25 protein-coding genes are annotated in these 24,528 nt (G+C 38.3%); 20 read left to right on the top strand and 5 right to left on the bottom strand.

The genetic code is table 11. From position 1 onward, the window contains the following. Positions 1 to 345 precede the first annotated feature (345 nt). From ftsE to R4Z09_RS25085, 4 genes are all read left to right on the top strand, one after another. Positions 346 to 1,032 carry a cell division ATP-binding protein FtsE gene (gene ftsE, locus R4Z09_RS25100; RefSeq protein ID WP_338453354.1) on the top strand — a complete coding sequence of 229 codons (687 nt, stop codon included), beginning with the start codon at positions 346 to 348 and terminating at the stop codon, positions 1,030 to 1,032. Further along, positions 1,022 to 1,915 (top strand): permease-like cell division protein FtsX, encoded by an 894-nt coding sequence (gene ftsX / locus R4Z09_RS25095; protein WP_338449417.1) that lies wholly within the window; start codon positions 1,022 to 1,024, stop codon positions 1,913 to 1,915. The genes ftsE and ftsX overlap by 11 nt, the downstream gene beginning before the upstream one ends. A gap of 132 nt (positions 1,916 to 2,047) precedes the next feature. Continuing rightward, positions 2,048 to 3,373 carry a murein hydrolase activator EnvC family protein gene (locus R4Z09_RS25090; RefSeq protein ID WP_338449416.1) on the top strand — a complete coding sequence of 442 codons (1,326 nt, stop codon included), beginning with the start codon at positions 2,048 to 2,050 and terminating at the stop codon, positions 3,371 to 3,373. 185 nt (positions 3,374 to 3,558) lie between these two features. After that, positions 3,559 to 4,062, top strand: a complete 504-nt coding sequence (locus R4Z09_RS25085; protein WP_338449415.1) for a GNAT family N-acetyltransferase — start codon at positions 3,559 to 3,561, stop codon at positions 4,060 to 4,062. 164 nt (positions 4,063 to 4,226) lie between these two features. Here the strand turns inward: R4Z09_RS25085 and R4Z09_RS25080 are convergent, their stop codons facing one another. After that, the gene (locus R4Z09_RS25080; RefSeq protein ID WP_338449414.1) at positions 4,227 to 4,661 is read right to left on the bottom strand and encodes a hypothetical protein; all 435 of its coding nucleotides are present in this window, start codon (positions 4,659 to 4,661) and stop codon (positions 4,227 to 4,229) included. A 263-nt stretch (positions 4,662 to 4,924) separates the two neighbouring features. Here R4Z09_RS25080 and R4Z09_RS25075 point away from each other — a divergent pair, with 263 nt between their 5' ends. From R4Z09_RS25075 to R4Z09_RS25055, 5 genes are all read left to right on the top strand, one after another. Continuing rightward, entirely contained in the window at positions 4,925 to 5,740 is an 816-nt protein-coding gene (locus tag R4Z09_RS25075) for a ZIP family metal transporter (RefSeq protein WP_338453353.1), read from the top strand. A gap of 112 nt (positions 5,741 to 5,852) precedes the next feature. Continuing rightward, a complete protein-coding gene (locus R4Z09_RS25070; RefSeq protein WP_338449413.1) occupies positions 5,853 to 6,257 on the top strand; it encodes a DUF1259 domain-containing protein in 405 nt (134 codons plus the stop codon). A gap of 71 nt (positions 6,258 to 6,328) precedes the next feature. Next, the gene (locus R4Z09_RS25065; RefSeq protein ID WP_338449412.1) at positions 6,329 to 7,201 is read left to right on the top strand and encodes an SDR family oxidoreductase; all 873 of its coding nucleotides are present in this window, start codon (positions 6,329 to 6,331) and stop codon (positions 7,199 to 7,201) included. 253 nt (positions 7,202 to 7,454) lie between these two features. Beyond that, positions 7,455 to 7,958: an N-acetyltransferase family protein gene (locus R4Z09_RS25060; RefSeq protein WP_338449411.1), complete on the top strand. Its 504-nt coding sequence runs from the start codon at positions 7,455 to 7,457 to the stop codon at positions 7,956 to 7,958. A gap of 336 nt (positions 7,959 to 8,294) precedes the next feature. Next, positions 8,295 to 8,711 carry a VOC family protein gene (locus tag R4Z09_RS25055; protein ID WP_338449410.1) on the top strand — a complete coding sequence of 139 codons (417 nt, stop codon included), beginning with the start codon at positions 8,295 to 8,297 and terminating at the stop codon, positions 8,709 to 8,711. A gap of 419 nt (positions 8,712 to 9,130) precedes the next feature. On the opposite strand, the gene R4Z09_RS25050 is transcribed toward R4Z09_RS25055, so the two are convergent. Then, complete coding sequence (locus R4Z09_RS25050; RefSeq protein ID WP_338449409.1) at positions 9,131 to 9,853, bottom strand: MurR/RpiR family transcriptional regulator; 723 nt, start codon at positions 9,851 to 9,853, stop codon at positions 9,131 to 9,133. Between the two features lie 304 nt (positions 9,854 to 10,157). Between R4Z09_RS25050 and R4Z09_RS25045 the strand changes: the two genes are divergently transcribed. The 7 genes from R4Z09_RS25045 to R4Z09_RS25015 all read left to right on the top strand — a co-directional run bounded on the left by R4Z09_RS25045 (position 10,158) and on the right by R4Z09_RS25015 (position 16,714). Then, positions 10,158 to 11,594 carry a 6-phospho-beta-glucosidase gene (locus tag R4Z09_RS25045; RefSeq protein ID WP_338449408.1) on the top strand — a complete coding sequence of 479 codons (1,437 nt, stop codon included), beginning with the start codon at positions 10,158 to 10,160 and terminating at the stop codon, positions 11,592 to 11,594. 29 nt (positions 11,595 to 11,623) lie between these two features. After that, positions 11,624 to 12,433 carry an HAD-IIB family hydrolase gene (locus R4Z09_RS25040; protein ID WP_338449407.1) on the top strand — a complete coding sequence of 270 codons (810 nt, stop codon included), beginning with the start codon at positions 11,624 to 11,626 and terminating at the stop codon, positions 12,431 to 12,433. A 422-nt stretch (positions 12,434 to 12,855) separates the two neighbouring features. Next, on the top strand, positions 12,856 to 13,512 hold the full coding sequence (locus tag R4Z09_RS25035; RefSeq protein WP_338449406.1) for a nitroreductase family protein: 657 nt from the start codon (positions 12,856 to 12,858) through the stop codon (positions 13,510 to 13,512). A 1,276-nt stretch (positions 13,513 to 14,788) separates the two neighbouring features. Beyond that, positions 14,789 to 14,896 (top strand): DUF3221 domain-containing protein, encoded by a 108-nt coding sequence (locus R4Z09_RS25030; protein ID WP_338449405.1) that lies wholly within the window; start codon positions 14,789 to 14,791, stop codon positions 14,894 to 14,896. A 97-nt stretch (positions 14,897 to 14,993) separates the two neighbouring features. After that, the gene (locus tag R4Z09_RS25025) at positions 14,994 to 16,007 is read left to right on the top strand and encodes a DUF1835 domain-containing protein (protein WP_338449404.1); all 1,014 of its coding nucleotides are present in this window, start codon (positions 14,994 to 14,996) and stop codon (positions 16,005 to 16,007) included. Positions 16,008 to 16,037: 30 nt separating this feature from the next. Next, positions 16,038 to 16,442, top strand: coding sequence for a hypothetical protein (locus tag R4Z09_RS25020; protein ID WP_338449403.1), 405 nt, complete (start codon positions 16,038 to 16,040; stop codon positions 16,440 to 16,442). Between the two features lie 35 nt (positions 16,443 to 16,477). Next, positions 16,478 to 16,714, top strand: coding sequence for a hypothetical protein (locus tag R4Z09_RS25015; protein WP_338449402.1), 237 nt, complete (start codon positions 16,478 to 16,480; stop codon positions 16,712 to 16,714). Between the two features lie 69 nt (positions 16,715 to 16,783). Here the strand turns inward: R4Z09_RS25015 and R4Z09_RS25010 are convergent, their stop codons facing one another. Next, entirely contained in the window at positions 16,784 to 17,635 is an 852-nt protein-coding gene (locus R4Z09_RS25010; protein WP_338449401.1) for a LysR family transcriptional regulator, read from the bottom strand. 143 nt (positions 17,636 to 17,778) lie between these two features. Between R4Z09_RS25010 and R4Z09_RS25005 the strand changes: the two genes are divergently transcribed. The 4 genes from R4Z09_RS25005 (at position 17,779) to R4Z09_RS24990 (ending at position 22,799) form a co-directional block, all read left to right on the top strand. Next, positions 17,779 to 18,747, top strand: coding sequence for a DMT family transporter (locus R4Z09_RS25005; RefSeq protein ID WP_338449400.1), 969 nt, complete (start codon positions 17,779 to 17,781; stop codon positions 18,745 to 18,747). Positions 18,748 to 19,187: 440 nt separating this feature from the next. Then, complete coding sequence (locus R4Z09_RS25000) at positions 19,188 to 20,672, top strand: S41 family peptidase (RefSeq protein ID WP_338449399.1); 1,485 nt, start codon at positions 19,188 to 19,190, stop codon at positions 20,670 to 20,672. Between the two features lie 183 nt (positions 20,673 to 20,855). Then, entirely contained in the window at positions 20,856 to 21,437 is a 582-nt protein-coding gene (locus tag R4Z09_RS24995; RefSeq protein WP_338449398.1) for a hypothetical protein, read from the top strand. Between the two features lie 135 nt (positions 21,438 to 21,572). Further along, on the top strand, positions 21,573 to 22,799 hold the full coding sequence (locus tag R4Z09_RS24990; RefSeq protein ID WP_338449397.1) for a PDZ domain-containing protein: 1,227 nt from the start codon (positions 21,573 to 21,575) through the stop codon (positions 22,797 to 22,799). Positions 22,800 to 22,839: 40 nt separating this feature from the next. Here R4Z09_RS24990 and R4Z09_RS24985 read toward each other — a convergent pair whose 3' ends face one another. Both R4Z09_RS24985 and R4Z09_RS24980 read right to left on the bottom strand, forming a co-directional pair. Further along, on the bottom strand, positions 22,840 to 23,427 hold the full coding sequence (locus R4Z09_RS24985) for a YitT family protein (RefSeq protein WP_338449396.1): 588 nt from the start codon (positions 23,425 to 23,427) through the stop codon (positions 22,840 to 22,842). A 192-nt stretch (positions 23,428 to 23,619) separates the two neighbouring features. Continuing rightward, positions 23,620 to 24,486: a cation diffusion facilitator family transporter gene (locus R4Z09_RS24980; RefSeq protein ID WP_338449395.1), complete on the bottom strand. Its 867-nt coding sequence runs from the start codon at positions 24,484 to 24,486 to the stop codon at positions 23,620 to 23,622. Positions 24,487 to 24,528: the final 42 nt, after the last annotated feature.

The following is a 24,528-nucleotide window of genomic DNA, read 5'->3' as shown; positions in this document are numbered from 1 at the left end:
GCTAGATTATGATGTTATAATGGTGTGTGTGAGAAAAACATGAATATTTTTGTAGAAGTTTGTCGACGGTATTTAACTTCATTCAGCAGAAGTTCTTCATTTCAATAAGTGTGGTTAAATGCAAAAGTTTTCAAATTTAGCATGATTCACTGAATGAAGTTAAGACTTTGGTGGATGCCTCGGATTTTTTAAAGGTATTTTATCGAGCAAGCTCGACGACGGACAGGACGTCCTAGTAGGCGAAAGCTACAGGATGTGGCGCTTTGAAGCGTGATAAAAATCCGGGCGCAAATTCGGGGGCGAATTTGATTGTTTTTTTCAACACAAAAAACATTGGGTGATAACATGATAGAAATGGAAGAAGTGTTTAAGAAGTATCCTAACGGGGTTGTTGCAGCCAATGGAATTAGTGTTTCCATTAAGCAAGGAGAATTTGTCTACGTCGTAGGACCTAGTGGTGCAGGTAAGTCTACGTTTATAAAAATGATGTATCGCGAGGAAGTTCCGACAAAAGGAACGATTATGATAAACGGTCTCAATCTGGCAAAATTGAAACCAAGCAAAGTTCCACATCTGCGCCGACAAATTGGTGTCGTGTTTCAGGATTTCAAATTACTTCAAACCTTGACTGTTTATGAAAATGTAGCATTTGCGATGGAGGTTATTGAAGAGCATCCGGATGACATTAAGAAACGTGTTATGGAAGTATTAAATCTAGTAGGCTTAAAGCATAAGGCACGTATGCTGCCGTCAGAGCTTTCAGGCGGGGAACAACAGCGTGTGTCCATTGCCCGTTCGATTGTAAACAATCCAAAAGTTGTGATTGCGGATGAGCCGACAGGAAACCTGGATCCCGATACATCCTGGGAGATTATGAAGATTTTTGAAGAAATCAATAGGAGTGGGACAACCGTTGTCATGGCAACACATAACCGGGATATCGTGAATTCGATTAAACACCGTGTCATAGCCATCGAAAGCGGTATGATTACTCGTGACGAACAGAGAGGTGATTACGGGTATGAAAGCTAGAACACTTCGCCGTCATGTAAGAGAAAGTATTAAGAGTTTGGGAAGAAATGGCTGGATGATGTTTGCATCTGTCAGTGCAGTAACCATTACCCTTCTGCTGGTTGGGGTCTTTTTCGTTATTATGATGAATCTCAATAATGTGGCAAAAAGTATCGAAGAGGACGTTGAAATCCGCGTCCACATTGATGTTGCTGCAACAGATGAGGAACAGCAGGTATTGCGCAGTGAAATTGAAAAGCTGCCTGAGGTGGAAAGTGTCAAATTTTCACCAAAGGAAAAAGAGCTTGACAACTTAATTACCAGCTTAGGTGAAGAGGGAGAAGCCTTTACATTATTCGAACAGGATAACCCGCTTAACGACGTATTTGTCGTAAAAACGAAAAACCCAACAGATACCATGAAAGCGGCTAAGCAGATTGAAAAATTGAAGTTTGCCTCTAAAGTAAAGTATGGTCAGGGCAGTGTGGAAAAGATTTTTGAAGTAACGAGTGTCGGAAGAAACATCGGTATTATTTTAGTCATTGGACTGTTGTTTACGGCGATGTTTTTAATCTCGAACACGATTAAGATTACGATTTTTGCTAGAAGAAAAGAAATTGAGATTATGAAGCTTGTAGGCGCCACGAATGGATTTATCCGCTGGCCGTTCTTTCTTGAAGGACTATGGCTTGGATTATTGGGCTCGATTATTCCAATCATTGTGGTGGGTACGGCCTATTACTATGCCCATGGGTATTTATCAGAAAAACTGGCAGGTAATTTCATTCAGTTACTTGGTTTCAGTCCGCTTATCTATCAAATTTCCGGACTTCTAATCCTATTAGGTGCACTTATTGGGGTTTGGGGAAGCTTAATGTCAGTGCGTAAGTTCTTAAAGGTATAAGAATGAGAATGAGGGGAACAAGATGTACTTGTTCCCTCATACATATGAAATCTATCTATTTACTGATGGATTTTACTAACTTGCTAAAATATAGACAGATACGATTTACCCGCGAGAGAGGAGAAATCGCAAGTGAGGAAACAAATTATTACACTATCAATTGCCGCTTCAGTAGGACTAGGGACAGCTTTTATCGGGATCCCATCTGGAACTGCCAAGGCGGAATCAATAAGCGAATTAGAAAAGAAAAGTGAAGAGATTCAAAATAAACAGGCAGACATTCAAAGTGAAATCAGTCAAAAGGAATCACAGCTGAATGAAATCAGCGAGGAAAAAGCACAGGTCAATGCCGATATCAATCGAATTGATTTAGCAATTGGTGATACAACGGCAAAAATTACTGAAAAGAATCAGCAGATAGATGAAAAAAATGCCGAGATTACCCAGCTTAATAAGGAAATTGACGTGTTGAAGGATCGCATAGAGGCTCGTAATGAAGTATTAAAGGACCGTGCCCGTTCCTACCAGGAAAGCGGAGGATTGGTCAGCTATATTGATGTATTAGTAGGGGCAGAGAGCTTTGGTGACTTTATTGACCGTGTCGGAGCCGTTGCGGTTATATTAGAAGCTGACCAGGATATTCTTGCCCAGCATAAAGCAGATAAAGACGCACTCGAGCAAAAGCAGGCCCAGCTTGAAAAGGATTTAAGCGATCTTGAGGCTATGCGTGCTGAGCTTGCTAGTCTGCAGGCTGATTTAAACGCACAAAAAGAAGAAAAAAATAAATTAATGACTTCCCTGCTTCAAGAAGAAGCGCAGGTAAATGAATTAAAAATGAGTTTAGAAGAACAAAATGAAAACCTTACTGCCCAGGACGCAGCGGTTCAAAAAGCAATTGAACTTGAACAGCAAAGACAAGCTGAACTGAAAAGACAGCAGGAAGCAGCTGCAGCGGCAGCATCTGCAGCAGCATCTGCAGCTGCAGCTGCTGCACAATCTAGTAGTTCAGCTGGTGGCGGCTCAAGTGCCGTTTCAACCATTCCTGTTTCAGATGGAACTTTTACTAGACCGGCAGCAGGAACGATTACATCTGGATTTGGCTTTCGCAGCTTTAACGGCGGCGGGTTCCACTACGGCGTAGACATTGCAAAAGCAGGCACTGTGCCGATTGTTGCAGCAGCTGACGGAGTGGTATCAAGATCCTACACATCGTCTTCCTACGGTGAAACGGTTATGATCACGCATATTATTAATGGACAAACCTACACAACGGTCTATGCTCATATGAGCAGCCGTTCAGTCGGCAACTTAGCCACTGTCACAAAGGGACAAGTGATCGGTTATATGGGTAATACCGGTGATTCCTACGGCCAGCATTTACATTTCGAACTGCATCGTGGAGCATGGAATGCAGCGAAATCGAATGCCATTAATCCGGTTGGGATTGTACCATTGTAAGAGAAAGATAGATTACTATAGTTCTAAAAAAAACGGAAGAGCGCTGGAATACGGCTCTTCTGTTTTTTTTGCTGTGTTTTTGTGATATGTAAAAGGAATGCACCTTAAGCAAATTACTTTAACAATAACTATTAACTTTATTATAAAATTAAACATATAGATTAATTGATTAAAGGGGAATAACCGTGGAAATTAGAATTTTATCTTCATTAGAAGATGCAGAAAAATATCGCAGCATTAGACTTGAATCTCTACAAAATAATCCAGAATCATTTGCTTCCAGTTATGAAGAAGAAAAAGACTGCTCTATTGAGAAAGTTAAGAATCAATTTCAATCGAATGATTCTTTTTCCTACGGGGCTTTTGGGAATGGAGAATTAGTTGGAATCATTACTTTACATAAAGAAAAATTATATAAACTAAGTCATAGGGCGCATATTGGGGCAATGTATGTTTCTCCCTCTAAAAGAAGTTTAGGAATTGGGAAAGTTTTAATGGATGAAGCAATAAAGAAAGCAAAAGATATTGAAGGCTTGGAACAGATATACTTAGCAGTTGTTTCAACTAACGAACCAGCAAAAAAACTTTATTCTTCACTGGGATTTACTGTTTTTGGTACAGAAAAGAATGGTTTAAGGTTAGAAAACAATCTTTATTATGATGTAGACTTTATGATTTTGTTTTTATAGGAATGCGTCTGTACTCATTTTAGAGCTATTTAATGAATGAGGGTATGTAAATTGTTGATTTGTCCAAAAACACCGTCAGGTAAGAAGAAAAAAGAAATCAGAAAGCTAATCTAATTCCTGAAAACTGCCAGAATGAATGGAAAAAGGGATCAAGAAGTTAAAGTTTAATGGTATTGAAACCAAACAAACCATCCTTTTTCCTTACTTTTAGCTAAAAATATTTGACCTTGGGCTAAGTTAGCTCCTGGTGCTTTTGGAAAATCTAAACGTACTAGCCATGATTTTTCAGCAATTTCTTTGCCGCAAAAGGTCTTTGCCATTCCAAAATAAACTTCTTCTTCTTTATGACCAACGGTTTTGAGAAAAGGTTTGGCAGTGACAACATTCCATTTCGTATAAATATCAGGAAAATCATCTAATCCAGTTCCATATGTTTTTGGTATTATTGTATTTAGCGCTTCAATTACCTCTCTCCTATCCTTTATTGATGTTTCCATTAATTCACTTAATACAGGACATTCTTTAGGTTGTGCGTAACCTTGAATTGAGCCAAAAAACAACATCCCAATGGTCAGCATCACTATATATTTCATTTTCATATACGAAACTCACCTCTGAAGTTAATTTTCCTCATTTCAAGAAAAATAGCCAATGAAGACACAGACTTAATGTGCAGATTAATTGAAAAATTATTGGTTAAAATATGGTATAAAACAAGGAGTTTAGTATTTAGTTCTCATATTATAGCGAAAATTAGAGATCTAAATAATTGACTATTTCTTTACTTAAGCCTAAAATTTTTCCTGAGAGAAACATTTTGAAACTAATCTAATTTAGGGTTATTTAGAAAGGAGTCCTTATTATTACTAGTTTTTTCCAGAATTTTAATCCTATAGAACAAGCCTTTATCGCTTGCTTATTTACGTGGGGAATGACTGCGCTTGGGGCCGCATTGGTTTTTGCAACCAAAACAATCAACCAGCGTTTATTAGATAGTATGTTAGGGTTTGCTGGAGGTGTCATGATTGCAGCCAGTTATTGGTCCTTACTGGGACCAGCAATTGAATTGTCAGCGGACCATGCCATAGGCGCTTGGTTTCCAGCGGCAATTGGGTTTTTATTAGGCGGGGTTTTTTTATGGGGAGTTGATAAGATTCTGCCTCATCTTCATCCAAATGCCCCTATTAGCCAGGCGGAAGGCTATTATCCTAAAAAAAGAAAAAGAAGTACACTGTTGGTCCTTGCGATCACCCTTCATAATATCCCCGAGGGGCTAGCTGTCGGGATTGCCTTCGGTGCACTTGCAAATGGCGGAACGGAAGCTTCTTTAGCAGGTGCCTTGACCCTTGCTCTAGGAATCGGTATTCAAAACTTTCCTGAAGGTGTGGCAGTATCAATGCCTTTAAGAGGTGAGGGAATGTCCCGTAAAAAAAGCTTTTTATACGGACAATTTTCAGGTATGGTCGAACCAATTGCCGCAGTCATTGGTGCATTTGCCGTCGCATTCATTGAACCATTATTACCTTATGCCTTGAGCTTTGCCGCTGGAGCAATGATATTTGTTGTAGCTGAAGAAGTGATTCCAAGCTCACAAGAAAAAGGCCATAAGGACCTAGCCTCTATGAGTTTAATGATTGGTTTTGTACTGATGATGATTCTCGATGTCGCATTGGGTTAACTACATTTTTACTTTCGTAGGACTTTAAATGGCAGGATAACGGGAAAGGGCTCCCTTGAACATAAAACAGTGTCGGACAACATAATTTTATTAGTAAAGGGGGAGCAGTTAAATGAAGGATTTTGATTCCATTTGTAAACAATTTGCGCAAATCCTTAAAGGGAAAAGCAGAGTAAATCAGGGCAGTTGTTCTGTATCGTTACACCGCGATTTTAAGGTGTTGGTTAAAGGACGCAAAAGCAGTTCGGTTGTGCCAGTGGGAGTCTCATTTGAATCAATCGATCAAAATGGTCACGCATTAAACTTGGCTGAAATCGCTGTTTTAGAAGAAGAGATTCCTAGTTTCATGCATTCCCTTGTCCAACAAGGCCTGATTGTGAGTGCTCTACATAATCATTGGTTATTTACTGACCCTGTCATTTTATATATGCACGTTCAATCTATTGAGCATCCATTACATTTTGCAAAAAAGATGGCACATTCATTTTTATTTTTACGTAGTTATCCTGTCTCCTAAGTTATACCAAATAATTTTAATCTATACTTCTAATACTAACAGGTGAAATAATCACTTGGAGGTATTAATGGATGAGCAGCAATCAAAATCAAAAGAAGCCAACCTTTCCCCCACAGCATCAAAACAGAAAGCCTGGATTCGAAACAGAAATGAATCCCCGTCCAATTTCCCAAAGTCCCGAATACAAGGCCAGTGGAAAACTGGCTGGCAAAACGGCCATTATAACGGGTGGTGACAGCGGAATTGGAAAAGCAGTTGCCCTTTTATTTGCGAAAGAAGGGGCAGATGTTGCCATTGTCTACTTAGACGAACATGATGATGCCGGTGAAACAAAACAGCTTATCGAAGCGGAAGGCCGCAAATGCTTGCTGTATGCCGGCGATATCGGAAGTGAGGATTTTTGTAAAGATACAATCAACAAAATACATTCGGAGTTACAAACCCTGGATATTCTCGTTAATAATGCAGCCGAGCAGCATCCGCAAAAGAGCTTGTTAAATATAACATCTGCACAGCTTGAGAAAACATTCCGGACCAATATTTTTTCCTATTTCTACATGTCCAAAATGGCATTACCTTATTTAAAAAAAGGAGCCTCCATCATCAATACAGCTTCGATTACAGCCTACCAGGGCAATGAGCAGCTGATTGACTATTCGGCGACAAAGGGAGCCGTCGTTTCCTTTACCCGTTCCCTGGCATTATCACTTGTCACTCAAGGAATCCGTGTAAATGCGGTAGCACCGGGACCCGTTTGGACACCGCTGATTCCCTCTACTTTTACAGCCGATCAGGTCGCCACTTTCGGCTCGGATACACCAATGGGAAGAGCAGGGCAGCCGTATGAGCTGGCACCTGCCTATGTTTATCTGGCCTCGGATGATTCAGCCTATGTAAGCGGGCAGACGATTCATGTCAATGGCGGTACCGTTGTAGGCGGGTAAAGGATATATCAGCGTTTTTGTAGAGGGGAAATGCTCCCCTGAATCATCTAACAAAATAATATTTCAGCAACCAGGCGCTTTCCTATAACAAGGAATAGCGCTTATTTCCATTTTAGGTCCAGATTGTGGAGGTCTATTTATATAGCATGAAACGAACTAAACTATTTTACTTTGGAAGAGGAAAAATTTATTGTAATATAATGTTAAGTAATGTAACATCTAATTAATAATCTAACTATAAAGGAGCAGTTTTATGTCAGAAGATATTACATTTAAAGATGCTAGCATTGAAGATTTACCAATAATAGTGGATATTTATAATTCGACTGTTCCGGGCAGAATGGTAACTGCTGATACTGAACCTGTTTCTATAAACGATCGATTAGATTGGTTTCATGAACATAACCCTGATAAAAGACCTTTATGGGTTGTACAGTATGAGGGTGAAATCTGTGGCTGGGTAAGTCTTCAATCTTTCTACGGAAGACCTGCATATCAAGCAACAGCCGAAATAAGTATTTATCTTCATGAAGAATTTCGCGGGAAAGGGCTTGGAAAAAAGATTTTAACCAAAGTAATAGAGGAATGTCCTAAGTTTGAAGTGGATACCTTACTTGGATTTATCTTTGGACATAATAAACCTAGTCTTACACTCTTTTCAAGCTTTGGTTTTGAGAAGTGGGCACATTTTCCAGAGGTTGCTACATTAGATGGAGTGAAGAGAGACTTGATTATTCTTGGGAGAAAGATTTCATAGCAAGTAGACTTTGATCTTTTAATTGAAATGTTCCAACTCAATAAATGTGTAGGGTTGATTCCGATTACACTATGTAAAAAATATCAACTAAATTATGTGAAACTTCAGACCCAAACGCTAGATTTGTCGTGGCTTATCATGGTTAAAAGAGAAAGTTCTTTCATCTGTTTTTATTAAACAATCGGGCGCAATTCCGGAATAAGAAATGCGCTCTTTCTTTAAAAGCTATTTAATGAATACAGTATTTATAGAAAAGTGGAATATTTAGCGACATTTTATGAAAAACTTAATTGACATGGTTTTCTTGCCAGCAATTTTCACAGGAGGAAATAAAAAATGGCATTCACATCCAAAAATATCTTTATCAATTTATCAGTAAAAGACGTGAACAAGTCCACCAATTTTTTCAAGGAGCTAGGTTTTGAGTTTAACCCACAGTTCTCCGATGAGACCACATCTTGTATGATCATAAGTGACAATATCTTTGCTATGATAATGATTGAGGAACGTTTCAAAGGATTTACTAAGAAGGAAATTGTGGATACTACTACTTCTGCCGAAGCAATTCTCAGCTTTTCAGCTGAAAGTCGGGATCAAGTGGATGAGATAGTAAATAAGGCATTGTCATCTGGTGGTAAATCTTTTAGTGAACCTCAAGATCATGGGTTTATGTATATATGGGGGTTTCAGGATTTAGACGGTCATTTATGGGAAGTTGCTTATATGGATGAAAGTGCAGTTAATCAAGAATAAACTTTAAGGTTTAAAGTCAAATCAAGTTTAATATTCTAAGGGGTGATGCTTTAAAAGGTATCATCTTTTTATTTATCTTCTATCAGATTAGAAATATGTAAAGTAATGGACTTAAAGTAATAGGTGCCGGACTTAAATATGATTATAAGGCTAATTCTTCGCTAAAAGACGAAGGGGTTAAGCTTTTTTATCCTTCAAAATCCTTAACGTTTTAAATCCTCAATCTCTTGACGCTACACATTAGTAAACGAGTTGGCGACAAGTGGTAAATATCGTGGCATTGATGGTATAGGATAGAAGAAGTGGTACATTCTTATGGCTGTAATCAATAATTGCTCACCTTTCCGCATTAACTTGCTCATTCGTCCGCAAATAGTGGCTCAAAACTCCGAACAGTTGGCTCAATCTATCTGCAATCCTCAATTAGGTTTATATATTTCACGAGCCATCGATTCTAGAATATATATAACAGGTACTTGTGTAGTAATATTAGCCTCTTCAATAAATTCCTCCGTTACATAATAGGGTATGTTTATATCAGAGGTTTTAGCAATGGTTGAGAGTTTCGTGTTTGTGATACTAATAATTTTACTTCCTTTTTGTTTAAGTTGATGAAGATGGGTGACTGTAAAATTATTTTCTCCCGAGACAGATAATACAATGGTGACGCTATTTAACATCAGTTTGGAGTGTATCGGAAAGTGAGGGTCTTTAATATACATCGAAAATTTACCTAAACTTGAGAAATATCTCGCACCATATTCAGCAAGAATACCAGAGCTTCCAATCCCAATGAAAATCACATTATCTGCTTTGGTGACTAAACTGGCAGCCATCTTGATTTTTTCTTCTAAATCACCTTTTAATGTCCGCTCAAAAAACTCTACAATGGAATGATGGGAACTTTTGATCGTCGTCTTTTTATTCTCTTTTAAACTAATTTTAAGCTTTACTTTAAATTCGGAAAAGCCCTCACAATTGAGCTTTCTGCAAAAACGTAAAATCGTCGCTGTTGATACATGGGTTTCATCCGCTAGTTCGCGGATTCGCATATAAGCGACTTTCTCGCTGTTTTGAACAATATAGTTGTATAAAGACATTTCTAATTCATTAAAAGAAGCGATTATTTCGTTTGTAAACATGTATGTAAAATTCTCCTTTTTATAAGGGATTGTACCTCTGTAAAAAATCTCAATCCACCTCAGTTTAACACAATAAACTGATAAAGACACATGGTGTTACTTTTGTGTAACAAATGCCTTTCTTCGTTATAAAAAACTAGATATCCTTCACTTCTTTACTATCTTGCTCACTCTAGTTATGATTCTTCTATAGTCTTTTTTTAAAAAAAGCAGCAAATAATAAAGAAAACTTCTATAAATGGGGTTTAGTTATCCCCACTGAATTTGTATACGACAACATGAATAAAAATATGGAGGCAATCACATGAAAACATATCAATTTCCTGAAGGATTTTTATGGGGTGGCGCAACGGCTGCTAACCAAATAGAAGGTGGCTTCCGTGAAGGGAATAAAGGTTTAAACATTGCCGATGTTCTTCCCGGAGGAAAAGGCCGATTGAAGGTATTGCTTGAACCGGGCTTTAACTTTGAAGTCAATAAAGAAAAATATACTTATCCGAATCATGAAGCGATAGACTTCTACCATCGTTATAAAGAAGATATTGCCTTATTTGCGGAAATGGGTTTCAAAGTTTTCCGTATGTCTATTGCTTGGACAAGAATTTTTCCAAATGGAAATGAGTTAGAGGCAAATGAAGAAGGCTTGGCCTTCTATGACCGAGTGTTTGATGAGCTGTATAAAAATGGGATCGAACCGGTTGTGACTATATCCCATTATGAAATGCCAGTAAATCTTGTAAAAAAATATGGTGGTTGGAGAAGCCGTGAAGTTGTTACCTTCTTTGAAAGATATGTAACGACCATTTTCAATCGCTATAAGGGAAAAGTGAAGTATTGGATGACGTTTAATGAGATCAACAGTGGTTTGGAATTCCCGATCATGGGTCTTGGGTTTGCCATTAAAGAGGAATCAGATAAGTATCAATCAACCTTTCAGGCATACCACCATCAATTTGTTGCTAGCGGCATAGCAGTGAAGTTATGTCGTGAAATGATGCCAGACGCCAAAATTGGCTGTATGATCTTATACGCACCGGTTTACCCTTATGATTGCAGCCCTGAAAATGTCATGTATGCGTTGGAAGAATCTCGCCTCTTTAATTATTTCTGTGGTGATGTTCAAGTGCGGGGTGAGTATCCAGCCTTTATTAAACGTTATTTTAAGGAGCATAACATTCAGTTGGAAATCCAAGAAGGCGATTTAGAGCTAATAAAAGAGAACACGGTAGACTACATTGGCTTTAGTTACTACATGTCTCGTACAGAAAAGATCGATAAAAAGCCTATGGATATGGGTCAAGGAAATATTTTAGGTGGAGTGATCAATCCTTTCTTGAAAGCAAGTGATTGGGGCTGGGCCATCGATCCACTGGGATTACGTATCACTTTAAATGAGCTATACGACAGATACCGAATTCCGCTATTCATTGTGGAAAATGGATTAGGGGCAAAGGATGAAGTCGCACCAGACGGCACGATCAATGATGATTATCGTATTGATTATTTACGCAATCACATCAAAGCGATGGGGGAAGCCATTGAAGATGGTGTTGAATTAATGGGTTACACTCCTTGGGGATGTATTGACTTAGTTAGTATGTCAACAGGGGAAATGTCTAAAAGATATGGTTTCATCTTTGTTGATAAACAGGATGACGGCAGCGGGACATTAGAACGCAAAAAGAAAAAGTCCTTCTTCTGGTACAAAGACGTCATTGCAACAAATGGGGGAAAGCTATAAATTGTGTTTGAAGTGCAGGGAGAAATCCTATGATAAAATTAGTGTTAACAGATATGGACGGAACGTTTTTGAACAGTAAAGGTGACTTCAACAGGGAACTGTACAAGGATGTAAAAACGCTGATGAAAGAAAAAGACGTTGTTTTCGCTCCTGTTACCGGCAAGCAATGTGAACGTATTGAAGTGTTATTCGGTGAGGATGCCGATGATTTATGGATTCTAGGGGATAGGGCAACCCGAATTAAGCATAATGGGGAATTTGTTTATGAATCATTGCTCAGCAATCCATTAGGGTTGGAAATTATTCGTTTACTTGAGGAAATTAGTCTGGAACATACCATTATTGCCTGTACTAGAACTGGTGCGGTTATAAAGGATAATATTCCTCAAGAAGAAGCGGCTATTGTCAGAGGCTCCTATGCGCAAGTAAGACAAGTCTCGAATTTTAATGAAATAACAGATGATCTTGTTAAGATTACGCTTCACGATCCATTGTTTAGATGTATGGAAACGAGGGAAAAACTATCTCTGTTTTTTGAGTCAGCTTATATTGTTGCTTCGGAAGCAGCATGGATCGATATAGCCAATGAGAATGTTCATAAAGGTACTACCGTTGAACACTTACAACGTTTATTGAATGTGACTCCGGAAGAAACGATGGCATTTGGCGATGGTTACAATGATGTAGAACTCATGACCCGTGCAGTATATAGCTTTGCTGTCCGAAATGCAGTTCAAGAATTAAAAAATACAGCAAATTTCATTACCCGTTCAAATGATGAAGATGCTGTAATGAAAACAATCATTAGAATGTTATCCTTACAGGGAAACAATCGCTAAAAAGGCATAAAAATTTGCTTTTCTTCTTCTTTAATAGGGCGCATTTCCAGAGTATGGATCTGCGCTTTTTTGCATGAAAGGGCCATTTTCTTGAAAAACACCTTTAAAGGAAAATCTATAAGTTAAAGTTCAGAAGGGATTATGAAGGTTTCTACTTAAAGTAATGTAAGTAGGTTCATTCATATAAGATATAATAAAAATACAAGGATATTAGCTGGATTAATTGTTAATCACCCATGTATTGTTTTTGACAATTCGTTTCAATTTGAGTAAGGTAACTTGGTAAGATTCAAACAAGAGTGGTAGAACGATCTTTTATCACATTTTTCATGTTAAGCTTACGAAACCTTGCAATATAAGAATTTTCCTTGAAATATTCGTAGTAGGGATGAAGGAAACAATCATTACTAGGAGGAATTATTATGGCAAACTCACAAACTACTCATATGCTTAAATCGGAAATGTTCTTGGATGTTATTCAGGAACGTCGTTCTGTTCGTACATATGATCCAACTGTGCAGATCTCACGCGAAGAAATGACCGAAATACTGGAGCTAGCAACTTTGGCTCCTTCGTCTTCAAACTTGCAACCATGGCGTTTTCTAGTCATCGATAAGCCTGAGTTGAAACAAAAGCTTCTGCCAATTGCGTATAATCAAAAACAGGTAGTCGAGGCTTCTGCCGTTATTGCTGTGCTTGGCGACGTGGAAAGCTACAAGAAAGCCGAAAAAATTTATGGGCAGGCAGTTGAAGCAGGATTTATGCCGGAGGATACGGCTAAATCCTTCATCGAGCGTACGGTCGAAATGTACTCAAGCTTGCCTCCTGAAGTGGCTCGCCAAATCGTATATACGGATGGCGGTCTTATCTCGATGCAACTTATGCTGGTCGCCCGATCTAAAGGTTACGACACCGTTCCGATGGGAGGGTACGATCAAGCGAAGTTCGTTGAAGCTTTCGGAATTTCCGAACAGTATGTGCCGGTTATGCTCATTGCTATCGGAAAAGCAACAAAACCGGGACATCCGACTACACGTCTTCCTATTGAGGATGTAGTGTTCTTTAACGAAATGCTATAAGGCATCATTCAAAAGAAAAGACATATATACCCGCATTATACCGACGTTTTGAAGGTCTTTCATAGGAATTCTAACGATAGATGTCACCTTAAGGGAACAATCATTTCAAACCCATACTTGATTTGTATCAATAAGTGCGAACCGATTTTAACAGTCTTTGATATTCAAGTAAAGGTGCTTTTGTTCAATATCCAAAATAATAAAAAGCTGGAAATATGCAAGTTTTTATTCATTTCTTGCAAGTTTCCAGCTTTTTTCTATTCAATAAACATACTGCCATAAACAGGATTTTTTATTGCCAAATATAATAAGTAGTATGAGATTAATGCAAGTTGAGGTTAAAAATGAGCTTATTTTAAAGGCTATTATACTTCTTATCATTGTTACCAATATTTTCACTTTTTACTTTTGCGCATTTCTTCTTAGTTCTAGGGGTTTTAGACCTCATTCAAGGCATTTTTGGCTTTATAAACGGTGACTCTACGAAATCATTTATTATCATTTTTGAAAAAGTAGCAATCTATGAAAAACAAAAAATGGGAAGTGAATGGTAAAAGTAATGAAAAGTTGGTTATATTTGGAACTTGATATTAAGCTGTCTGCTATTTTTGCAATCGTACTGGCATCATGATTCAATAGACAATGTTTTTCAAATAGAATTTATGTTTATGTTCATCATGACCTTTTTCCTTTTACTTTTGATCAATATTAGTATGATTATTCACTTAAAAAAGGTTGATCGCTCTACCTCCGAATCTGATATGAATTAGTTAGATAACTAATGGATGCGTTTCTGCAATAAGTGGAGATGTTTTTTCACTGATATTGAATAAAAGGTATCCTAAATCTTACCACAAATAGTGATACACTATAAGAAAGGAGGGCAATTCAAAATGGAATTCAAAATGGGGGACGGTGCAATTGTTCTACCCCCTTTACATATTACAATTATCGCCATAATAATTATCTTCTTTTTAGTAAGGTGGAGTAAGCAATTAGAAAAACGACGTTTTACAGTTTTCTTGTATTTTCTGATTAGCACCTACATTGCTCCAATTTATTCTCACATTACAAAAGAAGGGGTCTTTCAGATATGGATTCCCTTGGGATTTATAGTAGTTTTCTTTTACTTGTTTCGTAGTGATAGATACCATCCGTCAAAAATGAAAGCGAGTATTTTAGGATTATGTATAGCATTATATCGGTTAATTTTAATATATATTGATTAGTTTTAGGTATTCAACTAACCGATGCGATTGTTCATGAAGATCAGTCGATGATTGTGCTAACGAGCAGCTATAAAGTGGAGATTTGGATTAAAGGTGGAATTCAAGAATCCTATCCCGCACAAGCAGGTGCAAGCAAGATTGAAGTAATAGATTAGAAATTGTAGTCAGCATAGAGGTGCGGTGTTTTCTTGCATTAGAAATTGTTTTTATGTTCATTTATAGGAAACGAAAAAACGGCGAGGTGAATCGCAAATGATCGAAAAACTGCATCAATCGATTGAAAAACTATCTGGCAATGAGGTAAGAAACCTATTATTAAATTTGATGTATAAAATAAAAAACATGCACGATTCGAAGGATTTACAAGAGGAAATGTTGGAAGAATTATATTCTTTATATGATGAAATTCTTGGAGTCTCACAAAACAAAAGACGTTTTGAAAGAGAATATAATACAGTACATATTGCATGCGGAGAATCGACTGCAGGTTCTTTAAGGTACGGTTTAGAACGTGGGAATAAGGTGATAGGATTTCCAGATTTCTTTTCTATCGGGCCAATTTGGAAGCTACATAATGATGTTGGCCGCAAACATCGTTATATATGGTTAAAGGATCATATCAACATGGAAATGGATTATATGGAAGAAGAGTATGAAAAGAGAATTGCTGAAATTCTTGAAGAAATTGATGCTATTCCAGGGAATGTACCAATTGTCATCTGGACTGCTGAAAATGCGGATGAACAAACGGGAATGCGATATCTTATGTATTTGTTAAAAGAAAAACCAAATGATGTTCACCTAATAAATACAACGCTTGCCCATCAGGAATTATTTACATCAAACGATGATGAGCAACTTTTTCATACAAGTATGATTCATCCTGAAAAACTAAAAGAGATGGATGAGAAAAATGCAGCCAAACTCTTAACCGCTGAAGAAAGTAGCCACTTTCAAAATGAGTGGCTAGCACTGTCAGAATCAAAAGGGATTTTACGGATTTGGCAAAACCGAGAAATTAAATTCGTTAATGAAAATCACTTTGACTCATTGATTATTGCTGTCACTCAAAAACTACATGCGGAACAAGAATATAGGGGCTTTATCTTGGTTGCCAAAATTATTGGTGAAGTTCTTGGTCTGTTGGAGGGAAATGTTTTCCACGCGTTTTTAGAATACAGAGTTAGAGAATTGATATATAACGGTGTTTTTAAAATAAAGGGAATTCCAAAGGATATGAGGCATTATAGTGTGAAATTAAATTAATAGCTTTGCTTTTGAATAGGTGGTGAATTTATGTCTAAAATAATCGTTTTGATTCTCTTTTTAATTCTTATGAATGCCGTCCTAAAAGGAGAAAAAAGGGGTGTAAGATTAGCCATTCTGGGCTATTTTACTTTGCTTTCCATCGTATTTATGTCGGGAATTATTCATATTTCTTTTGAGTATCATTTATACAATGGCCCTGTTTTGGATGGGGGTTTTCAAAGTCTAATGGAATGGGTTGGAGGATTCTCCTATTTATTTATCATTCCAACATCTTTAATTGTTGCCTACAGGCTATATAGATTAGCGCAACGTTTGTTTGATACTACTTTGGTAAAAATGGCTATGTACCTGTTTTGGTTGGCTGTATTAATTGGAATCAGTTATGTTTCATTCTTTCTATTTACATTAATTTTTTATGGATTTGCTCCTTAAATCGTTTAAGATATTTAGAAAAGGGGGCGGTTCGAATGGAAGAGGAAAAGAAACACTTTCATGAATCAATGGATGATCCGTACAATGAACCAAACGATGAACCCTTTAACGACGTCATAGATCATTATAACAAGATAGAAGGAAATGCTGGAAAACCGTCAAATGCTGGTTTAGGACAGCTGCCAAAACCATTGAAATACTTTGGGTATTTCATTATCGTTTTCTTTAGCATTACCATTTTTCTATTAATCTTGTTAGCTATATTGAACTAAAAAGCAGCGGCATGAAGAGCATGAAATTCTTAATTATTTTATAGGATTTGCTATTTGTTCAATCGATACTCATCTATTCTTTTCAATCGTTTCAATAAATTTTTCCATTGTTGAAGTTAAGTACGTATCGGTTCTTCTTATAAAAACGGTAGTGACTTTACTGTATTGCTCTGGTAGTGTATGACATTGGATGAGTTCGTTTTGTACCATATGAGCAACAGCAGATCTTGGAACGAATGAAACGCCTAAGCCAACGGCAACGCTTTGCAGAATGGTTTCTAACGTGCCAAATTCCAAAACCTTTTGCGGTGTGACATTTTGATTTTTATACCAAGTCTCAAGACGAGCTCGGTATCCACAGCCTTTGCTAAAGCATAAGAAGGGTTCCTCTTGCAGTTCTTCCAATGTAGCGTCACGCATATCTGAAATTAATACAAGCTCCTCTTCAAACACCTTATGGGAGACAAGATCGGGGTGAAAGTCTGATTCTGTTACGAACGCTCCGTCCAATTTATAATTTAATACTTCTTCTTCTAATGTTTCCGTGACCCCGGTAAATAAAGACAAATCGACATTTCTATATTTCTTAATATAGGCAGATAATATTTTGGGTAAATGGATGACAGTTTCAACGGTTCCGATATCTAATTTTCCAGACGGTTCTTCATTGCTCTGAACCGCTTTTTTCATTTCATCTGTTAACAATAAAATTTTCTTACTATAAGTAAGTAATTTTTTACCCTCTGGTGTTAAGCTCATTCCACGATGATGACGGTTAAACAAAGGGGTATTAAGTTCAGCTTCGAGCTTCCGAATTCTTGAGGTAATATTTGATTGCACGTAACTTAACTCTTTTGCCGCTTCTGTAATCGTTCCTTTTTCCGCCACAATTTGAAAGATTTCTAAGTCCTTAAATTCCACGATTTATCCACCTTTTCATATTTTCATATTTATCACTATGATATCAATAAAAATGATAACCATCATCATTTTTGTTCATTTTACAAGATGTCAAAAAAGTTAGAAGATAAATATGTCAATTTTGTGAAGGAGGTAGAAAAAGTTTGAAAAATAATGTTTTGTTGGGAGCTTTGTTATGTTTTATTGCCGCAGCTTCATGGGGGGCGATGTTTCCTGTAGCACATGCAGCTTTTAAATATATTGATCCCTTTTATTTTACAATCATTCGATATGGGTCTGTTACCATCATTTTGGCCTTGATCCTATTATGGAAAGAAGGAAAGCAGGCGTTCCGCTTTGAAGGAAAAGGTCTTCCCTTATGGTTTTTCGGTACAATGGCGTTTACCGTCTATAATCTTTTCATCTTCTGGGGAGAAGATTTATTAGGTGAACCAGGTGTAATGGTGGCATCGATTATGGAGTCACTTATGCCGATGATTTCGATTGTCATTGCATGGCTGATTTTTAGACGACGTCCACATCTGTTTACGTTAGGATGCGTGCTCGTGTCGTTTATCGGGGCAGTGTTAGTCATTACGAAAGGAGATATTCAAGCATTTCTTGGGGCAACGGGTCAATTGATCCCTTCGATGCTTATATTCATTGCTGTTATTGGATGGGTTATTTACACAATGGGGGCTAGTAAGTTTCATGGCTGGTCTGCATTGCGATATTCCACGTTAAGCTGTTTACTTGGAACGGTCACGGCCTTCGTTATTACAGTAGGTGCATCGGTATTTGGATTTTTACCTGTCCCATCAGGAGAAAATATCAAAGCAGTAAGCCCGCATTTAGTGTTTATGATTATTTTCCCTGGCGCCATTGCTTTACTCGGCTGGAACATTGGTGTGAGTATCTTATCCCCATTAAATGCCTTGTTATTCATTAACTTTGTTCCTGTTACAACACTGGTAGTCTCGGTTTTTCAAGGGACTTATATAACCGTATTCGACCTTATTGGTACGGTCTTGATCATTGCTTCACTTTTATTTAATAACATTTTTGTTAGAACGGTACAAAAGAAAAAATCAAAGCAGCCGTCGCAGACACATTTGCGTGAACGCGTATCATGAAGGTTCATAAAGTTCATAAGAATTTAATATATAAACGGAAGAGTTCTAGAATGATACTCCTCCGTTTTTTGTTATACTCAGGTGGTAAAAAATGTATACACGTGGATATGCGGCTGAAAACCGCGGATAAGTGGTCGGAAACCGCGGATAAATAAGCGAAAACCGCGGATATCTATTTCCCTGACCAAATATATGCAGATATTCCTTGCTTAAATTGCCTATTTACACTAAAAAAAGCAGCTTTAGTCTCCAAACCTAGACTTCTTCCCAAAAACCTCTAAAAAAACGTAATTTCCCTCCTGCTTTAGAGTTTTTTTCATAACTTGTCCATTTCCACATATATTGAATTAAGATTGTTTGGACAACTAGTTCAAACCGAAACCCGCCTAGATTCATTTTATAGAAAAAGTGGTTCATGAAAGGTAGAGAGGGAGATGGGAATGAACCGGAAATGGATAGCACTCCTGATGGCAGGCTCCTTGCTGACTGGAGCTGGTGGTACATATGGAGCCATGATGTTGAAATTACAAGTCACACCGTCACAGCAGGAACAAACAAAATCAGAATCCGAAAAATCTCAATCACCGGAAAAGCCTATGTCTGACCACACGATTGAGGAAGGAAATATGGATAAAATTGTTTCGGCCTATCAGCTGATCAAAGGAAATTATGTTGAGGAAGTGAAGGAGGAGCAGCTCGTTGAAGGGGCGATCCAGGGGATGCTCAAAACATTGGACGACCCTTATTCCGTTTATATGGACAAGGAGACAGCCAAGCAGTTCAGCCAGTCATTGGATTCAACCTTTGAGGGGATTGGGGCAGAGGTTAGCATGGTGGACGGAAAAATTGTGATTGTCGCTCCATTTAAAGATTCTCCCGCAGAAAAGGCAGGTTTAAAGCCATATGATCAAATCCTGAAAGTAGACGACGAAAGCATGGAGGGGCTTGATTTATATGAAGCCACCTTAAAAATCCGCGGTAAGAAAGGAACAACGGTAAAACTTGAGATTTTGAGACAGGGATTACAGGAGCCGATTACGGTATCGGTGAAGCGTGATGAAATTCCGCAAATAACAGTCTATTCGAAAATAAAAGAGCAGGACGACAAATCAGTTGGCTATATCGAAATTACTTCCTTCTCAGAAGATACGGCGGCGGAATTTAAAAAGCAGCTAAACCAGCTTGAGAAAAAGGATATCGCTGGTCTGGTGATTGATGTTCGCGGCAATCCGGGAGGGTTCTTAGAAAGTGTTCAGGAGATCTTAAAGGAATTTGTCACAAAGGACAAACCATATATGCAGATCGAAAAGCGCAGCGGTGAAAGAGAAAAATATTATACGACGTTATCAAAGGAAAAACCTTATCCTGTTGCCGTCTTGATTGATAAAGGTAGTGCATCCGCTTCGGAAATTCTTGCCGGGGCCCTTCAGGAGACGGAAGGATTTACACTGATTGGTGAGAAGACCTTTGGTAAAGGAACCGTTCAGCAGGCAGTACCAATGGGTGATGGCAGCAATATCAAGCTGACCTTGTTCAAATGGCTGACACCGGAAGGAAACTGGATTCACAAAAAAGGAATTAAGCCGGATTTAGAGGTGTTGCAGCCGGCGGTTTATCAGTCACATCCAATACAGCTTACAGATCCATTAAAAAAGGACATGAACAATGAGCAGGTGAAAAATGCGCAGCAAATATTAATGAGTCTTGGGTATGAAACAGGCAGAAAGGACGGCTATTTTAACGAAGCTACAGAAACGGCGGTAAAGGCATTTCAGCAGGAAAATAAATTGAAGGTAACAGGGATTATAGACGAAAAAACTGCTGCAGCCCTTAAGCAAAATGTGGTCAAGGAATTGAAAAAGGAAAAAAATGATCTGCAATTGCAGGCCGCACTAAAATTTATCGCGCAGGCAGCAAAGAGATAAAACAGATAGGCTGAACACCCAAACAGGACTAGAAGTCTAACATTCTATGAACTGTTTTTAGTGTTCAGCTTTTTTTTCATAAACGTTCAATAATTTTTCAGATTACTAAAAACGTGTTGAAGCCATAGAGAGTACAATAATAGTGAATACATGTTGAAAACATCTTTTGAAGGGGATGTAATGATGGCTTCAACCAAAAAGCATGAACATCGACTTTACGAAAAGACCACAGGCTGGGGATTTACGGCAATCATTGCAATTGGGACTGTTTTGATGTTTATCAATGGAAATTCAACTAAGGGCTTTATGGGAATAATGACGGTCATGGTTTACGCAAGTATTCTTATATATCAGAGCCGCTCGCCCCGCCCATTTCCTGCTTCTTTTACGATCATCAGTTACACTTTTATCTTTATAGCGGTTGGACTCGGTACGTTAAGCGGTTTTTATCGAGTCCTGCATTTTGACGATGTTCTTCATCTTTTGTCAGGGATTTGGATTGGCTATGGGAGCTTAATCATTCTCAAACTAATGATTGGAAAGGATTTGTCCTTACGTCTTCCAAAGGCCTTTGTCGCACTATATATGCTCTGCTTTTCCCTTGGTGCCGCTGGTCTGTGGGAGCTGCTTGAATTTACAGGTGATAAATGGTTTCACTTTACCTCCCAAGGCAGGGACCATGATGACACCATGTTCGATATGATCAATGGACTCGTTGGAGGTGCCGTGACGGTCATCTTCTTTTTGCGAAAACGACGGAGTTAGTCATAACCTTTTCAAACTGAAAATGTGTCATAACGCCTAATTTACTGTCCCGCTTTAATTTGATAGAATAGTTAAATAGAGATTATGTTCTTACTAGATTTCTAAATGAATGATCAATAGAGGTTGGTGGCAGTTTTGGCACTAGATTGGGGTTTTGAGTTATTAAAAGGATTAGAGAGTTTATTTCTAAATCCGCTGTTTTATTATTTGTTTATCGTTGCAATTATTTTGGGAATCTCAAGAGTGAAACGGGAACGGAAGCAATTCCATGTGCGGGCAAAAGATGCCTTCTTTGAATTACGCCAGCTTCTTCCGCTGGGTTTTGTCCTTGGTTTGATCCTGTCTGTCGTTACGATTGGAGTCGGCTTGGTCATTCCTATTGAAACGATTATTTTTGCCGCTCTGTTCACTTTTTTATGGAGCTTGACCACAAATTTTCGCTTTTTATCTCCGGTTTACACAGTTGGTTTTGCCTTTTTCGCCACGCTTTTTTTTCTGAGCAAAAAATGGTCTCTTCCCCTTATTGAAAGTCATACAGCTGAATGGAATTCATCCATTCTTCCTTCAATTGCCGCTCTGTTGGGTTTATTAATGATTGCTGAGGGGATTTTGATTTTCCGAAATGGAAGGAAGGGCACATCTCCAAAACTGATCAAAGGAAAAAGGGGATTACGTGTCGGCGTACATGAAGTCAAGCGTCTTTGGATGCTGCCGTTGTTTTTGATTATACCTGGTGAAGCATTGAAGGCATCATTTGAATGGTGGCCGGTGTTTTCTGTCGGCAGTCAAACGTATTCAATCCTGCTTGTTCCTTTTGCCATTGGATACTATCAGCAAATCCAAGGCATGCTGCCGGTAAAAGCAGTCCAGCAGGTTGGAAAAAAGGTGATCGTTTTCGGATCAGTGTTCACATGCTTGTCAGCAGTCGGGTACTGGTATCCGCTTGCATCGATTGTCATTACCGCACTTGCGATCATTGGCCGTGAGCTGTTATCATTGCGCCAGCGTTTGGCCGAGGACAATCTTCCGTTTTATTTTTCACAGCGAAATCAAGGCCTTATGATTCTTGGTGTCATTCCTGATTCCCCTGCTGAAAAAATGGGCCTTGGCGTTGGTGAGATTGTTTCAAAGGCTAATGGTATCACAATAACAGACGAAGAGTCCTTTTATGAAGCGATGCAAAAGAATCGTGCTCATTGTAAGCTTGAAGTGCTTGATATCAATAATCAGGTCCGCTTCGTACAAAGAGCACTTTATGAAGGAGACCATTACCAGCTTGGTATTCTCTTTGTCCAGGATGAAAAAATGTGGGATGATGAATCTATGGTGTTCGTCCAACCAAATCATAAATCTTTTTCATAAGATCAAACCCTCTAAGGAATTCACATCCTTAGAGGGTTTTTTATTTATATTTCGTAGGACCAATAATTAAGGAACTCATAATGCCAACCGTAATAATCGCAATGCAGGAAAAAAGGAAGGTTCTAATCCCTAATACGCTAAAGCCGGCTGTCACAATCAAGCCGTCGATCAAGAAAATGACGATGCCAATATTTAAGGAAGAGGAGTTTGACACTAATTTTGCCAGCAAATCAGTTCCGCCGGTGCTTGTCTGATAGCGGAGCATTAAACCAGTGCCAAGTCCAATAAAGGTACCGCCTAGCACGGCACTTGCCAGAATCGGCAGGTGAAGTTGATGTTGAATCGGTGCCAGCCAATCAATGAAAAAAGCGGCAATAAAGAGACCGTACAGACTATGATAAAAATACGATCTCTCGCGAAGCCATGTATATAGAAATAAAGGAATACTCAGGAGCACCATGGTTAGTCCAACTTGTAGGTCAAAAAAGTAATGTAAAATGAGGGCAATCCCAATAATGCCGCCATCAATCAAATGATAAGGTACCAAAAAACCATTAATCCCAATTCCCAATAAGAGGCTGCCAATAAAAACTACAGGTATTTTCTGGATAATAAAAGCCACCTTCATTTTTCTAAATTCGTATCACTAATATATGTCCAAGCTTTTTATCTTAGAAGAGTTTTACATGTAGGATGTTGTAAGAAAATGGTATAGAAAGCTCATGAAAGGTAAAAAATGTATGAGGTAAAAAGTAAAAATACGAACAGCAAAAAGGAGCTAATCTATTTGATCAGTTCCTTTTGTTTTGTCCTTTTTGGTTCAGCTTAATTGCGGCTCAATATGAATAGTTGAATCGTTTATCTGATGGTTTTCCAAAAGCCGGTCTTCTACATCTTCGGCAATTTGATGTCCTTCAATCACTGTTAGGGTAGGTTCAACGAAAATCGTGGCATCTACAATGGCGCGGTTTCCGTGCAATCTTGCTTTGATGTCCTTAACGAGCTTAACACCGGGCGTATTTCGAATCGTTTCTTCGATTTCTTTCAGCTTTGATACTTCAAAGGCATCAGTTAAATCGAGAGCTGCATCTTTGAAAATTTCCCAAGCCGTATAGCAGATTATGAATCCGACAATAACCGCTGTCAGCGAGTCAAGCCAGCCAATGCCAAAATAGGAACCAGCAATTCCAATGGTGGCACCGACACTGACTAATGCATCCGAACGGTTATCCTGCGCAGCCGAATAGAGGGACTTATTATTGAGTTTTTTTGATAATCTCAAATTGTAACGATAAATTCCGAACATAAACAAGGCGGATGCTAAGGCAACAAAAGCAGTCATGATATCAGGGGTCGTTTCGTCTGGATTAAAAAAAGCTTTTACCGATCCAGTGATGACCTGAATCCCAACTGAGATCATAATAAAAGCAGCCACTAATGAGGCAATCGTTTCTGCTCGTGAATGCCCGTAGCGGTGGTTTTCATCCGGCGGTTTTTGTGCAATTCTTAAACCGACTAGGACAGCGAGCGAGGCCATAATATCGGTTAAATTATTCAAGCCATCCGCTTTTAATGCTTCGGAATGGCCAATATAACCCATGATTAGTTTAAAAGCGGATAGAACCACGTAGGCCAAAATACTAATCATGGCACCTTTTTCAGCCTTTTTAAGATTGGAGTTCCCCATAAAAAACCCCTCCTAGAAATAACATGCAGATTTTCCACCACA

The sequence above is a fragment of the Niallia oryzisoli genome, from assembly GCF_036670025.1.
GTDB classification, from domain to species: Bacteria; Bacillota; Bacilli; order Bacillales; family Cytobacillaceae; genus Bacillus_BD; species Bacillus_BD oryzisoli.
This window is presented reverse-complemented; position numbering and strand designations above follow the sequence as displayed.